Below are 13,428 nucleotides of genomic sequence, written 5' to 3'. Positions count from 1 at the left end.
AGGAGGGAGCTTGCGCCGCGCCGGCTGAATGGCTTAACCCCGACCTAGACCCTTTGACAAGGCGGGACAACCCGGGCGAGGCCGATGATCCTACGTTTCTTCAGGCGCGACCCGCGCCGCGAGCTGATCGAGAGCCTCTACACGCGCGTCGCCCAGGCCGCGCGCCAGCCGGGGCTCTATCTCGACGCCGGCGTCCCCGACACCGTCGAGGGACGCTTCGAGTGCCTCGCGCTGCACGTGGTGCTCGTCTTCCGGCGCCTGCGCACGCTGCCGGCGCCGGCCTCCGACGTGAGCCAGGATCTCGCCGACGCCTTCTTCCGCTCGCTCGACCAGTCTCTCCGCGAGATGGGCGTGGGCGACCTCTCGGTGCCCAAGAAGATGAAGACGCTGGCGGAGGCCTTCTACGGCCGCGCCCACGCCTACGACGCGGCCCTCGACGCGCGCGATGCGGACGCGCTCGCCGCCGTGCTCGCCCGCAACGTCACCGGCGGCGAGGAACCCGCGCACCGCCTCGCCGCTTACGCGCTCGAGGCCGAGGACGCGCTGAAGGGGCAGGATCTCGACGGCATCCTCGCCTCCGGCCCGGTCTTCCCGGCGCTCGACGCCGAGCCCGGCGAGGCCCCCTCGGGCGAGACCGCGCCCGATCCGTCGCGTTGAGAGAGGAGAGCCCGACCATGCACGACGACGACACGCTTCCCCTCTCGCGCCTCGTTCCGGTCGACAAGCTTCCGGGCCGGGGCGAGAATGTCCGCGTCGAAGCCACGGAGGAGGAGCGCCGCGCGCTCGCGCAGGCCTTCAAGCTGCCCGCCATCCACACGCTCGTCGGCGAGTATCGCGTCACCGGCGATACGCGGGGCGCGAGCGTGGTCGGCAGGGTGAAGGGCCGCGTGACGCAGACCTGCGTCGTGACGCTCGAGCCCTTCGAGGCCGAGGTGGAGGAGGAGGTCGACGTGGACTACGCGCCCGCGACCGAGCCCGCGGACGAGGAGGAGGCGGAGCTGCGCAAGCTCGATCCGCCCGACGAGATCGTCAACAACCGCATCGATCTCGGCGCGCTCACCGCCGAGTTCCTGGCGCTCGGCCTCGACCCCTATCCGAAGAAGCCCGGCGCCGAGTTCACGCCCGTCGTCGAGGACGGCGAGGAGGGCTCGCCCTTCGACAAGCTCAAGGCGTTGAAAGGTCCCAAGGGCGGAGGCTGAGGCTGAGGGCGGGGGGCGACCCCCGCCCTCCCGCGCCTCACAGGAAGCCGACCAGCGACAGGATCGCGATGACGATCACGACGAGGCCGACGATATAGATGATCGAGTTCATGGGAACGCTCCGTTACGACTGACGCCCCAACCGCCAGCCGAACCCGAGCGTTCCCGAGAGGATCAGGAGAGCTTTCCGCGCTCGCGGATATAGTCCTCGCTCGTGCGCGGCTTCGGCCGCGGCGCCTCGTGCGGATCGAAGCTCTCGTTCACCACCGCCTGGACGCGGCAATCCTCGCACATCTGCAGGACGCGCAGGCGCTCCTCGCCGGCCTCGCCCGAGAACATCCAGTGGCGGCCGCCGAGCTTGTCCATCACCCGCTCGATCGTGGCCTTGGTGCCGAAGGCCTTGCCGCACTCGATGCAGCAGAACGGCTCCTCCTCCTTGATCACGCGCCTGGGCGCGTCCCAAGCGGCGAAGTCGAGGCGGGGCTCCAGCGTGATGACGCCCTCCGGGCAGGTCGCGGCGCACAGGCCGCATTGCACGCACAGGCTCTCGGTGAAGCGCAGCATCGGCCGTTCGGGATTGTCCGAGAGCGCGTCCGCCGGGCAGGCGGAGACACAGGAGAGGCACAGGGTGCAGCCCTCGACGTCGACGACGATGCCGCCGAAGGGCGCGCCCGCCGCGAGCGGCACGACCGGGACGGGGGCGGGGGCGACGCGGTGGAGCTCGCGGAAGGCGATCTCGAGCAGCTGGCGCTTCTTCGGCTGGGCGAGGAACGTCGCCGGGACCGCCGCGCCCGATCCCGCGCGGGCGCGCGCCGCGGCGCGCGCGGCCGCCCCGAGCGCGTCCGGATCGTCGGTCTCGACGACGCCGACGGGCGCCTCGCCGAAGCCGAGCGCGGTCAGGATCGTGTTCACGGTCTCGACGGTTCGGGCGAGGCCGTCGAGCGGGTGCTTCGGCTTCGCGCGGGCGAGGAAGAGCGCGCCCGCCGCGCCGTAGGCGAAGAGCGCGGCGAGGGTCTCCGGCCCGACCTGGGTGATCTCGTTGACCGCGACGGGAATCACCGTCGCCGGCAGCCCGTCGCCGAAGCGCGCGAGCGCGTCGATCAGAGGCTCGCCGTGCTCGACGTCGTGGAACAGGATCACCGCGTCCGCGCCGCCTGCCGCGCGATAGGCGCGCGTCGCGACGCGCAGGCGCGCCACGAGATCGCCGGCGGCGGGCAGCGCGTAGGACGCCGCGCCGGTGGGGCAGGCGGCGGCGCACTGGCCGCAGCCGGCGCAGATCGCGGGGTCGATGGCGACGTGGTCGCCCGCCGGCGCGATGGCGCCCGTCGGGCACAGGTCGAGGCAGCGCGTGCAGCCGACGATCTTCGAGCGCGAATGGGCGCACAGCCCGGCGTCGAAGTTCACGAAGCGCGGCTTGTCGAAGGTGCCGACGAGGTTCGCCGCATCGAAGAGCGCGCGCTCGACGGCGACGGGGTCGCGCGGGTCGGCGCGAAGGTAACCCGGGCGCAGGTCGTGCGCGGGAAACAGCGGCTGGTCGCCCCTGAGGTCGACGATGACGTCGCAGGCGGAGGTCGCGCCGTCGCGGGCGGGGCCGAAGAGAAGCCTCGCCCGCGAGGCGGGGGAGGGGGCGGCGTAGTCGTCGATGGAGAGCTCGAAGGCGCCGAGATGCCCCGTGGCGGTGCGCACCCGTCCCTTCAGCACGGGGAACTCCGCCTTGCGCGGCGGGGCGATGTCGCCCGGCCGCTCCAAGAGCACGGTGACGTCGAGATGGTCGGCGAGGCGCCGCGCCGCCTCGATCGCCGCCTCGTCGCGGCCGAGCACCAGGGCGACGCCCTCGCTCTCCAGCGTGACGATGGCGGCGTCGGTCACGGGCGTGCCCGCCATGGCGAGGAGCGCCGCCATCTTCGGGCCGGCGGCCGCGCCCTCGCTCGACCAGCCGCCGGTCTCGCGCACGTTGGCGAGCGCGTAGGGCGCGCTCGCGCCGGCGGCCTCGGCGGCATCGGCGAAGGCGTCCTCTTCCTGGGTGCAGCCGATCGTCACGGCCGCGCCGGCGGCGAAGGCCGCTTCGAGCCGGCCGATCTCGGCCCGGCAGAGCTGGTTCGCCGTCTCCAGCCGCCCGCCGCAGCCTTTGGCGAGGGCATCGGGGTCGAGCGTCATGGTGCGCTCGCAGGAGCAGGCGAAGACGATGCGGTCGGACGCGGACATGACCCGGGAAACCTCGAAGCGGAGACGCTCTTGCCGTAAATCGGTTTATATTGGAATAGACCCAAAGAAGGGCGTTGAACAGCCGCCCCCCTGAGAGGAAACGCCGCGTGCCGACACTCGCCGCAGCCGCCGCCCCGCTGGACCTGCCGCCTCTCTTCACCGCCGTGCGCCTGCGCGAATCGGGCGACGCCTTCGCCCATGCCTGCCGCATCGCGCCGGAGGCGGGGGCGGGGACCTTCGTCCATGTCGGGCGCTACGATCTCGTGGAATTCGCCGTCGTGCTCGAGCCCGAGGAGCCGCTCGTCTCGGCGCGGCGCGCCTTCTTCGCCGGCATGGCGGCGCTCGCCGACGCGATCGCGGCGCATTGCCCGCCGGAGAAGGCGGTGGTCTTCCGCTGGCCGGACACGATCCTCTACGACGGCGCGCTGATCGGCGGCGGGCGGCTCGGCTGGCCGGAGGATTGCCCGGAGGATTCCGAGCCGGGCTGGCTCGTCTTCGGCGCGCAGCTCATCGCCGCGCGGCTGATGGTCGACGAGGGCGGCCTGAAGCCCGACTCCACCTCGCTCGAGGAGGAGGGCTTCGCCGAGCCGCAGGCGCTGATGGAGAGCTTCGCGCGCCATCTCATGCTCCACGTCGACGCCTGGGCGAATCGCGGCTTCCGAAAGGTCGCCGATCCCTATCTCGCGCGGCTCGAGCGCGGGAAGGCGGGCGAGCGGCGCGGCATCGACGGCAACGGCGATCTCCTCGTCCACCGCCACGGCGTCACCGGCGCGGAGCGCACGCCGCTCCTGCCCGGCCTCGCCGCGCGCGCCTGGTACGACCCGACGCGAAAGGGCCCGCGCCTGTGAAGCTGCCGCGCACCATCCGGCTCGACCCGTCCGATACCTTCGTCTTCGCCAATCCCGCGGAGCCGGGGCGCTGGGCCGTGACGGGCTCGTTCCTGTTCCTCGACGCCGACCCCGACGCCATGACCGGCAAGGAGCGCGCCGCCTTCCGCGCCGGCTTCGCCGACGTCGAGGCGCTCGGCTTCTCGACGCTCGTCGTGGTCACGCCCGCGACGCCGGAGGAGCGCGACGCGGCCGTCGAGGCGCTCGCCCGGCAGATCGCCGTGCGCTTCTCGGCGCCGACGATGGACCACGCCCGCGCCGCGGCGGCGGAGGAGGTGGCCTACGCCGCCTCGCTCTGCGAGGAGCACGCGGAGGGCACGCTGATCGCGCTCCACCGCACGATCCGCGAGGGCCGGCTGGTCGAGCAGTTCCGCACGCTCCGCCACCGCGAGGCCGGCGCGCCGGGCGCCGACCGGCTGCACAGCCACGCCAAGGCGTTCCTCGTCGTCGAGAGCGAGGGTGAGGACGAGCTGGAGGAGCGGGTGGATCTCGTCGACATGATGAAGGGTGAGGGGACATGAGGGAGTTCTGGGTCTCGAGCGGCCACCACCTCACCCGCCGCACGCCGGAGGGCGCGCTCGCGGTGACGGACGAGTTGCTGCTGGCCTATCTCGCCCGCCCCGAGATCCTTCCCCCGGAGGAGGCCTGCGACGCCGAGCGGCGGCTCTACGCCGCCTTGATGCGCGCACCGCGCCGCACGGTCTCGGAGCGCGAAATCGCCGCCTTGGCGGATCCGGACGCGCGGGAGAACTGGGCGTTCTTCGTCTCCTTCCGCGACCGGCTCCTCGCCGCGGGTACGGTGGAGGCCGCCTATGCCGGCATCGTGCGCGACGGCGCCGTCGTGCCGCCGCTCTTCCTCTCGCAGATGGTGCACCTGATCCTGCGCAACGCGCTGGACGGCTGCGAGGACCCCTACACCCTGCGCGCCGCCGAGCTGTTCTTCCGCCCTCAGAAGGTCTCGACCTACGAGGGATCGACGCTGCTCGCCGATCTCGAGCTGATCGAGGAGTTCGAAGGCAAGGGACCGGTCTCGCCCCTCGTCTCCATGCTGGGCAAGTCGATCACGGACGAGCTCGACGTCCTCGACGACGGCAATTCCTGGACCTACTGGAGCCGCTCGGACGCCCACACGATGGCGCTGCCGCTCGGCTCCGCGCCGAAGGCGCGCGAGGGCCTCGCCCGGGCGATCGAGGCCTTCGTCGCCCACATGCACGGCGTCTCTTGCACGGTGACGCCGCTCGAGCGCATCGAGGACCCGTCCTGGCGCTGGTTCGTCGGCCTCGACGCCGAGGCGACCGCGATCGGCAACCGCCTCTGGCGTGGCGAGCCGGTGGGCTACGACGACCAGGCCCGCGTGCTCTGCCTGCTGCGCCTCGACTTCGGCAAGGACGCGCCGGTGGAGCCCCGCGTCAAGGGCGCACCGGTCTACCTGATCCTCGCCATGAACCCGGACAAGGTGGTGCGGACGAAGCCGCAGAACCTGGTGACCGGGCTGCCGCTGGTGGGGAGGGGGTGATGCGGGTCGCGGTCGTCGATCAGGAGGGGGCGAACGCACCCGCGACAGGCTCGCTCGTCGGTTGCGCCAACGGCGGTGACGGCCGCGACCGAACTGCCCTCTCCCTCGCGGCTAGCCGACTCATACGTCTTCCGAGACCGCGGGGCTCCTTCGGATGGTCGCGAGCCACGATGTCCTTCCCTGTAGGGGAAGGTGGATCGCCGCGCAGCGGCGAGACGGATGGGGCACGCCGAAGGCGTGTTCGGCGCAGCCGAAGCGGGCGGCGGTGGGCGTGCCGGAGAGGATGCGCCCGTCCCCGTCCCCGTTTCCGCTTCGCGGAACGCGTCGCTTCGCTCCGCGCCCCATCCGTCTCGGCTTCGCCGAGCCACCTTCCCCTACAGGGAAGGAGAGCCGCGGCTATACGCTTGCGCATTGTCCGGAGGATCGCCCCATGACCCACGTCACCCTCGGCATCGTCGCGCGCCGGCGCGAGACGCAGAACCGCTGGGCGCCGGTCTCGTGGGCGCCCTCCGCCGTGCTGCCGTCGGCGCCGGAGACGCCGGCCTGGACGCGCATCGCCGCGGAGGGGCCGGAGGAGACCTGGTACGTCGGTCCCGCGACGCTCGACCTGCATCCGGGCGAAACGGCGCATTACCGCGACAATCTCGGCTCCGGCCGGCCCTCCGTGTGGGTGGCGCTGCGCAAGCGTGACGAGCGGGTCGAGGTCGCCTCGGTGAGCGTCGACCCCTACGAGGGCGAGGCGCTCGCCGGCGACGAGGCGCTCCTGCTCGAGGCGCTGCCGATGCCCCCGGAGGTGGAGGCGCTCCTCGCCGCCTTCGTCGCCGAGTTCCACGTCGAGCGGGAATTCTTCAAGCGCAAGCGCAAGCCGGCGGACCCGAACGCGCTCGCGCGCCGCCCGCCGCGGGTGCTCGGCCTCGACGAGGACGGGCGCGGGGACCCGGACCGGGAGAACGAGCCGTGAGCGGCGAGGGGTTCCTGTCGCGCTGGTCGCGGCGCAAGCGCGAGGAGGTCCGGGAGGAGGTCCGTGCGGCCGAGGAGCCGGACGAGAACGCCGTCCCCCAGCCGACGCCCGAGGCCGAGCCGGCCGCCGAGCCCGCGCCCGTCGCCGAATCGGCGCAGACCCTCAGCGAGGAGGAGCTCGCCGCCCTGCCGCCGATCGAGACGATCGACGAGACCACCGACATCAGCGGCTACCTGCGCGAGGGCGTGCCGGCCGCGCTGAAGAACGCCGCGCTCCGCCGGGTCTGGGCGACGAGCCCGGCGATCCGCGACTATCTCGATCCCGCCCGCGAATACGCCTACGACTGGAACGTCCCCGGCGGCGTGCCGGGCGACGGGCCCCTCGGCCCGAACTTCGACGCCAAGGCCCTGGCGGACCGGATCTTCGCCCGGCATCAGACCAAAGTCGAAGACCCCGATGAGCGCACCGCGGATGCGCAAGAGGCCCGCGGCGATCCGCCGCAGGGAGGGGAGGGGAACCCCGCCGTAGCGGCCGCCGACCCGGCCGAGGACGAGGGTCCTATGCAACGGACTGTCGGCAGCGCTCGATATGACGTGAGGGAAAGCTCGGCGGCGCATGGTTTTGCCGGCGAAGCGGAGGCCTCCGAGGCGGCGCCCTCGCCGCAGCCGACGCCCGAAAACACCGCTGAACCACGTGTTTTCCGCCCACGACCCCGCCGTCACGGCGGCGCGACTCCCGTCTAAAACGGTTCGCATCTGGCTTGTCGTGTGGCCATAGTCGGGTACTATGGAACCGTTCGAAAGAGGTCGCCCCGACAGAAGGCGGCTGCAACGAGGAAGCGCATGCGGGACGAAGGGCTCGATCTGGCGATCCGCGCCGCGGGTGGCGTCGGCGCGTTGGCGCGCACGCTGGGCATCTCCCAGCCGTCCGTGTCCAACTGGAGCCGGATTCCGGCCGAGCGCGTCCTCGCGGTGGAGACCGCCACCGGCGTTCCGCGGACCCGGCTGCGGCCCGATCTCTACCCCGACGGCGAAGGCGGCGATCAGGTGCAGGACATCGACGAGATCGACCTCCTGCGCGCCCGCGAATACGACCTCCTCGCCCATCTCCTCGGCCGGGCGCCCACCGCCGAGACGCTGGACGCCCTGCGCGGCCTCAAGGGCGATTCGACCCCGCTCGGCATGGCGCATCTCCAGCTCGCCGATGCGGCGGCGCGGATCACGCCCGAGGCGGCGAGCCGCGAGTTCTTCGACCTCTTCATCGGGCTGGGGCGCGGCGAGCTTTTGCCCTACGCCTCGTTCTATCTCACGGGCTTCCTGCACGAGCGCCCGCTCGCGTCGGTGCGCGCCGACCTGAAGTCGCTCGGCCTCGAGCGCGAGGACGGCCTCAAGGACCCGGAGGATCACGTCGCGATCCTGTGCGACGTCATGGCGGGCCTCGCCGGCCGCCGCTTCGACGCGGAGCCGAGCGCCGAGCGCGGCTTCTTCGAGCGGCACCTGAGGCCTTGGGCGCCGCGCTTCTTCGCGGATCTGGAGATCGCTCCCTCGTCGCGGCTCTACAAGGCCGTCGGCGCAGTGGGCCGCACCTTCCTGGAGATCGAGGCGGAAGCCTTCGAGATCGGGGAGTGAGCTGAACGGGCGCGTGCGCGGGCGCGCCGGCTGTAGCGAGGGGCGGTCCGCGCCGCCCGAGGGAACGGGTCCGCCCCCCGACGGGCCCGACGTGGAGGACCGGGAATGCGCAAGACGCAACATGACGAGAGCGCCCGCGAGGCGCTCGATCGGCGTGGCTTCCTGCGGGCCGTCGGCGGAGCCGGCAGCCTCGCGGCGGCCGTCGTCGTCACGCCGCTCGCCGCCGGCGAGGCGCAGGCGGCGGAGAGCGCCGACGAGAAGGTGAAGGCGCGCTACCAGGAAACGGCGCACGTCCAGGCCTTCTATCGCACCAACCGTTACTGAGGAGGCGGGTTCCATGCTCGTCAAGCGCAAGACCGGCGAGGCGCGCCGCGCCCGTCATCCCGCGGTGGTCGCCGGCCTCGTCAACGAGGCCATCGACCGCCGCACCTTCCTGCGCCGCTCCGGCCTCGCCGTCGGCGGCCTCGCCGCCGCGGGCTCGCTGTCGCTCGGCGCCGTGCGCAAGGCCGAGGCCGGCCCGATGCAGGAGGGCGTCGCCGTCGAGACCCGCAAGAACATCTGCACCCACTGCTCGGTTGGCTGCACGGTGATCGCGGAAGTCCAGAACGGCGTGTGGGTCGGCCAGGAGCCGGCCTGGGAGAGCCCGATCAACCGCGGCACCCACTGCGCCAAGGGCGCGTCGGTGCGAGAGCTGGTCCACGGCGACCGCCGCCTGAAGTACCCGATGAAGCTCGTCGGCGGCGAATGGCAGCGCACCACCTGGGAAGAGGCGCTCACCGAGATCTCGGCGAAGCTCGGGACCATCCGCGAGCAGTCTGGCGCGGATTCGGTGTTCTGGCTCGGCTCGGCGAAGTTCTCCAACGAGGGCGCCTATCTCTACCGCAAGCTCGCCGCCTTCTGGGGCACGAACTCGGTCGACCACCAGGCGCGCATCTGCCACTCGACCACGGTGGCCGGCGTCGCCAACACCTGGGGCTACGGCGCCCAGACCAATTCCTACAACGACATCCGCAATTCCAAGACCATGATCATCATGGGCGGGAATCCCGCGGAGGCGCACCCGGTCTCGCTCCAGCACGTGCTTTCGGGCAAGGAGCTGAACCAGGCGAACATGATCGTCATCGATCCGCGCTTCACCCGCACCGCCGCCCACGCCACCGAATACGTCCGCATCCGTCCCGGCACCGACATCCCGGTGATCTGGGGCATGATGTGGCACATCTTCGAGAACGGCTGGGAGGACAAGGACTTCATCGCGCAGCGCGTCTACGGCATGGACGAGGTGCGCAAGGAAGTCGCGAAGTGGACCCCCGAGGAGGTCGAGCGCGTCTCCGGCGTCCCGGGCGAGCAGCTCGAGCGCGTCGCCGAGATGTTCGCGACCCAGAAGCCGTCGACCCTGATCTGGTGCATGGGCGCGACGCAGAAGACGGTGGGCACCGCCAACGTGCGCGCCTACTGCAACCTGCTGCTCGCCACCGGCAACGTCGGCTCCACGGGCACCGGCGCCAACATCTTCCGCGGCCATTGCAACGTGCAGGGCGCGACGGATCTCGGCCTCGACGTCACCTCGCTGCCGCTCTACTACGGCCTCGGCGAGGGCGGCTGGAAGCACTGGGCCCGCGTCTGGGAGGTCGAGTACGACTGGCTGCAGGGCCGCTTCGACGAGGTCCCGGCCAAGGCCGGCCGCGACGGACGCGACCGCAAGACCAACATGGAGACCCCCGGGATCACCACCACCCGCTGGTTCGACGCGGTGATGATGAACCCCGACGACGTCGACCAGCGCGACAACGTCAAGGCGATGATGGTGTTCGGCCACGGCGGCAACACCGTCACCCGCATGCCGGAGGTGGCCGAGGGCTTGAAGCGCCTCGACCTCCTCGTCGTCGCCGACCCGCATCCGACCACCTTCGCGGTGCTGGGCGAGCGGACCGACAACACCTACCTCCTGCCGATCTGCACGCAGTTCGAGTGCTCCGGCTCGCGCACGGCGTCTAACCGCTCGATCCAGTGGGGCGAGAAGGTCGTCGAGCCGATCTTCGAATCGGCGACCGACTACTGGGTGATCCACCAGCTCGCCGAGAAGCTCGGCTTCGCCGACCGGATGTTCAAGAACATCGCCATGGTGGACGGCAAGTTCGGGCCGGAGCCGGAGCCGGAATCGGTGCTCTCGGAGATCAACCGCGGCGGCTGGTCCACCGGCTATTGCGGCCAGAGCCCCGAGCGCCTCAAGGCGCACATGGCCAACCAGGGCGCGTTCGATCTCGTCACCCTGCGTGCGCCCAAGGACGTCGCGGACGTCGGCGGCGACTATTACGGCCTGCCCTGGCCGTGCTGGGGCACGCCGGAGATCCGCCATCCCGGCACGCACATCCTCTACAACACGAACCTTCACGTGAAGGACGGCGGCGGCACCTTCCGCGCCCGCTTCGGCGTGGAGCGCGAGGGCGTCACCCTCCTCTCCGAGGGCTCGTACTCGGTGGGCTCGGAGCTGACGGACGGCTATCCGCAATTCACCTACGGCGTCCTCAAGACGCTGGGGTGGGACGCGGACCTGACGGAGGCCGAGCGCGCCCGGATCGAGGCCCAGGGCGGCGAGAACGCCGACGCGGTCTCCTGGTCGCTCGACCTGTCGGGCGGCATCCAGCGCGTGTGCATGGAGCACGGCGTGATCCCGTTCGGCAACGGCAAGGCCCGGGCCATGGCCTGGAACCTGCCCGATCCGGTGCCGGTCCATCGCGAGCCGATCTACTCGCCGCGCACGGAGCTGGTCGCGCAGTACCCCACCCGCGAGGACTTCCGCCAGCAGCGCGTGCCGAACATCGGCCACACGGTGCAGATGGCGGCGATCGAGAAGAACGTCGCGCGCGACTTCCCGATCATCCTCACCTCCGGGCGCCTCGTGGAATACGAGGGCGGCGGCGAGGAGACGCGCTCGAACAAGTGGCTCGCGGAGCTGCAGCAGGACATGTTCGTCGAGATCAACCCGGCGGACGCGGCCGAGCGCGGCATCGCGGAAGGGCAGTTCGTCTGGGTCTCCGGCCCGGAGAACGGCTCGAAGGCGCGGGTGAAGGCCCTCGTCACCGAACGTGTGGGGCGCGGCGTGGCGTTCATGCCGTTCCACTTCGCCGGCTGGTTCCAGGGCGTCGACCAGCGCGGGAAGTACCCGCAGGGCACGGACCCGATCGTGCTCGGCGAGAGCGTCAACACCGTCACCACCTACGGCTACGACCCCGTGACCGGCATGCAGGAGACCAAGGTCACGCTCTGCCAGATCGCAGCCGCGTGATCGGAGGATATCGACAATGGCTCGGATGAAGTTCCTCTGCGACGCGGACCGGTGCATCGAGTGCAACGCCTGCGTCACCGCCTGCAAGAACGAGCACGAGGTGCCGTGGGGCATCAACCGCCGTCGCGTCGTCACCATCAACGACGGCGCGCCCGGCGAGCGCTCGATCTCCATGGCCTGCATGCATTGCACGGACGCGCCCTGCGCCGCCGTGTGCCCGGTCGACTGCTTCTACACGACGGTGGACGCCGTCGTGCTGCACTCGAAGGACCTGTGCATCGGCTGCGGCTACTGCTTCTACGCCTGCCCGTTCGGCGCGCCGCAATACCCGCGCGTCGGCAATTTCGGCTCGCGCGGCAAGATGGACAAGTGCACCTATTGCGCGGGCGGCCCCGAGGCGGACATCACGATGGCGGAGTACGAGAAGTACGGCGCCAATCGTCTCGCCGAGGGCAAGCTGCCGATCTGCGCGGAGATGTGCTCGACCAAGGCGCTGCTCGCCGGCGACGGCGAGATCATCGCCGAGATCTACCGCGAGCGCGTGGTCACGCGCGGCTACGGCTCGGGCGCCTGGGGCTGGCAGACGGCCTACAAGGAGACGGTCGCGATCTGAGGCGCGGCTCGACGAAGGCGGCGGGGCGAGGCCTCGCCGCCGGACCGCCTCGTATTCACAGGTTCAGGGAAGGACGACCCCATGCTCCGCGCGAGCCTCACCTCAGCCGTTAAGACCGGGCGCGCCGCCCTCGCGGCGATCGCGCTTCTCGGCCTCGCCGCCCTCGCGGCCCCCGAGACGGTCTCGGCGCAAACCGTCAATCCGACCGCCGACGCGGTCACGGAGGAGCAGCTCCTCCAGGCGCTCCAGCCGGGCGGCGAGATCGCCGGGCGCGTCTCGATTCCGGATCAGGCGGCGACGGGCCTGATCAAGCCCGGCGGCCAGGACTGGCGCGCCTTCCACCAGGGCACGATGCTTTGGATCACGGCGATCGCGCTCCTCGGCATGCTCGCCGTCGTCGTCGCCTTCTACGCCGTGCGCGGCAAGATCACGATCGATTCCGGCCTGTCGGGAATCAAGATCCTGCGCTTCAACGGCTTCGAGCGCTTCGTGCACTGGCTCACCGCCGGCTCGTTCCTGGTGCTCGCGCTGACGGGGCTCAACCTCGTCTTCGGTCGTCACGTGCTCCTGCCGCTGTTCGGGCCGGAGACCTTCGCCGCGGCGACGCAGTGGGGCAAGTACGCCCACAATTATCTCGCCTGGCCGTTCATGGCCGGCCTCGTCTTCATGCTCGTCGTCTGGATCAAGGACAACATCCCCAACGGCACGGACGTCGCGTGGCTGAAGGCGGGCGGCGGCCTGTTCTCGAAGGGCGTCCATCCGCCGGCGAAGAAGTTCAACGCCGGCCAGAAGGGGATCTTCTGGTCCGTGATCATCGGCGGCGCGGCGCTCTCCGTCACCGGCGTGTTCCTGCTCTTCCCCTGGCTCGCCGGCGGCTATGCCGACTGGCAGCTGATGCAGATCATCCACGGCATCGTCGCCGCGGTGCTGGTCGCCATCATGGTCGGCCACATCTACATCGGCTCGGTGGGCATGCAGGGCGCCTTCGACGCCATGGGCTCCGGCGAGGTCGACTACAATTGGGCGAAGGAGCACCACTCGCTCTGGGCCGAGGAGGCCCGCCGCAAGCAGGCCGCAGCCGGCGGGCGCGCGACGCCGGCGCCGCAGCCGGCCGAGTGATCGGCTCGTCC

At 71.3% G+C, this 13,428-nt stretch carries 13 protein-coding genes; 12 read left to right on the top strand and 1 reads right to left on the bottom strand.

Going from position 1 to position 13,428, the window contains the following annotated elements; genetic code table 11:
- The first annotated feature begins 84 nt into the window (after nucleotides 1–84).
- Together ABL310_RS18085 and ABL310_RS18080 are read left to right on the top strand one after the other, a co-directional pair.
- Complete coding sequence (locus ABL310_RS18085) at nucleotides 85–657, top strand: ubiquinol-cytochrome C chaperone family protein (protein WP_349368393.1); 573 nt, start codon at nucleotides 85–87, stop codon at nucleotides 655–657.
- 17 nt (nucleotides 658–674) lie between these two features.
- Nucleotides 675–1,199, top strand: a complete 525-nt coding sequence (locus ABL310_RS18080; protein ID WP_349368392.1) for a YceD family protein — start codon at nucleotides 675–677, stop codon at nucleotides 1,197–1,199.
- A gap of 174 nt (nucleotides 1,200–1,373) precedes the next feature.
- Here the strand turns inward: ABL310_RS18080 and ABL310_RS18075 are convergent, their stop codons facing one another.
- On the bottom strand, nucleotides 1,374–3,404 hold the full coding sequence (locus ABL310_RS18075; protein WP_349368391.1) for a 4Fe-4S binding protein: 2,031 nt from the start codon (nucleotides 3,402–3,404) through the stop codon (nucleotides 1,374–1,376).
- A gap of 107 nt (nucleotides 3,405–3,511) precedes the next feature.
- On the opposite strand from ABL310_RS18075, the gene ABL310_RS18070 reads away from it, so the two are divergent.
- From ABL310_RS18070 to ABL310_RS18025, 10 genes are all read left to right on the top strand, one after another.
- The gene (locus ABL310_RS18070) at nucleotides 3,512–4,252 is read left to right on the top strand and encodes a biotin/lipoate--protein ligase family protein (RefSeq protein ID WP_349368390.1); all 741 of its coding nucleotides are present in this window, start codon (nucleotides 3,512–3,514) and stop codon (nucleotides 4,250–4,252) included.
- Nucleotides 4,249–4,812 carry a DUF6505 family protein gene (locus ABL310_RS18065; protein WP_349368389.1) on the top strand — a complete coding sequence of 188 codons (564 nt, stop codon included), beginning with the start codon at nucleotides 4,249–4,251 and terminating at the stop codon, nucleotides 4,810–4,812. Before ABL310_RS18070 ends, ABL310_RS18065 begins: the two co-directional genes overlap by 4 nt.
- Nucleotides 4,809–5,807, top strand: coding sequence for a DUF6352 family protein (locus ABL310_RS18060; RefSeq protein WP_349368388.1), 999 nt, complete (start codon nucleotides 4,809–4,811; stop codon nucleotides 5,805–5,807). The genes ABL310_RS18065 and ABL310_RS18060 overlap by 4 nt, the downstream gene beginning before the upstream one ends.
- A gap of 430 nt (nucleotides 5,808–6,237) precedes the next feature.
- Nucleotides 6,238–6,768, top strand: a complete 531-nt coding sequence (locus ABL310_RS18055) for a DUF3305 domain-containing protein (RefSeq protein WP_349368387.1) — start codon at nucleotides 6,238–6,240, stop codon at nucleotides 6,766–6,768.
- Nucleotides 6,765–7,511, top strand: coding sequence for a DUF3306 domain-containing protein (locus ABL310_RS18050; protein WP_349368386.1), 747 nt, complete (start codon nucleotides 6,765–6,767; stop codon nucleotides 7,509–7,511). Before ABL310_RS18055 ends, ABL310_RS18050 begins: the two co-directional genes overlap by 4 nt.
- 99 nt (nucleotides 7,512–7,610) lie before the next feature.
- Complete coding sequence (locus ABL310_RS18045) at nucleotides 7,611–8,396, top strand: Cro/CI family transcriptional regulator (protein ID WP_349368385.1); 786 nt, start codon at nucleotides 7,611–7,613, stop codon at nucleotides 8,394–8,396.
- 105 nt (nucleotides 8,397–8,501) lie between these two features.
- Nucleotides 8,502–8,720 (top strand): formate dehydrogenase, encoded by a 219-nt coding sequence (locus ABL310_RS18040; RefSeq protein WP_349368384.1) that lies wholly within the window; start codon nucleotides 8,502–8,504, stop codon nucleotides 8,718–8,720.
- Between the two features lie 13 nt (nucleotides 8,721–8,733).
- Nucleotides 8,734–11,685, top strand: a complete 2,952-nt coding sequence (locus ABL310_RS18035; protein WP_349368383.1) for a formate dehydrogenase subunit alpha — start codon at nucleotides 8,734–8,736, stop codon at nucleotides 11,683–11,685.
- Nucleotides 11,686–11,701: 16 nt separating this feature from the next.
- Nucleotides 11,702–12,298, top strand: coding sequence for a formate dehydrogenase FDH3 subunit beta (gene fdh3B / locus ABL310_RS18030; RefSeq protein WP_349368382.1), 597 nt, complete (start codon nucleotides 11,702–11,704; stop codon nucleotides 12,296–12,298).
- An 81-nt stretch (nucleotides 12,299–12,379) separates the two neighbouring features.
- Nucleotides 12,380–13,417, top strand: a complete 1,038-nt coding sequence (locus tag ABL310_RS18025) for a formate dehydrogenase subunit gamma (protein ID WP_349368381.1) — start codon at nucleotides 12,380–12,382, stop codon at nucleotides 13,415–13,417.
- Nucleotides 13,418–13,428: the final 11 nt, after the last annotated feature.

This window comes from Salinarimonas sp., from assembly GCF_040111675.1.
Lineage (GTDB): Bacteria > Pseudomonadota > Alphaproteobacteria > Rhizobiales > Beijerinckiaceae > Salinarimonas.
Note: the sequence above shows the minus strand (reverse complement) of the source record. Positions and strands in the feature narration are given on the sequence as shown.

Coding starts and splice junctions, on each gene's coding strand:
- ABL310_RS18085 (WP_349368393.1), top strand. CDS start 85: ATGATCCTACGTTTCTTCAGGCGCGACCCGCGCCGCGAGCTGATCGAG.
- ABL310_RS18080 (WP_349368392.1), top strand. CDS start 675: ATGCACGACGACGACACGCTTCCCCTCTCGCGCCTCGTTCCGGTCGAC.
- ABL310_RS18075 (WP_349368391.1), bottom strand. CDS start 3,404: ATGTCCGCGTCCGACCGCATCGTCTTCGCCTGCTCCTGCGAGCGCACC.
- ABL310_RS18060 (WP_349368388.1), top strand. CDS start 4,809: ATGAGGGAGTTCTGGGTCTCGAGCGGCCACCACCTCACCCGCCGCACG.
- ABL310_RS18055 (WP_349368387.1), top strand. CDS start 6,238: ATGACCCACGTCACCCTCGGCATCGTCGCGCGCCGGCGCGAGACGCAG.
- ABL310_RS18045 (WP_349368385.1), top strand. CDS start 7,611: ATGCGGGACGAAGGGCTCGATCTGGCGATCCGCGCCGCGGGTGGCGTC.
- ABL310_RS18040 (WP_349368384.1), top strand. CDS start 8,502: ATGCGCAAGACGCAACATGACGAGAGCGCCCGCGAGGCGCTCGATCGG.
- ABL310_RS18035 (WP_349368383.1), top strand. CDS start 8,734: ATGCTCGTCAAGCGCAAGACCGGCGAGGCGCGCCGCGCCCGTCATCCC.
- fdh3B (WP_349368382.1), top strand. CDS start 11,702: ATGGCTCGGATGAAGTTCCTCTGCGACGCGGACCGGTGCATCGAGTGC.
- ABL310_RS18025 (WP_349368381.1), top strand. CDS start 12,380: ATGCTCCGCGCGAGCCTCACCTCAGCCGTTAAGACCGGGCGCGCCGCC.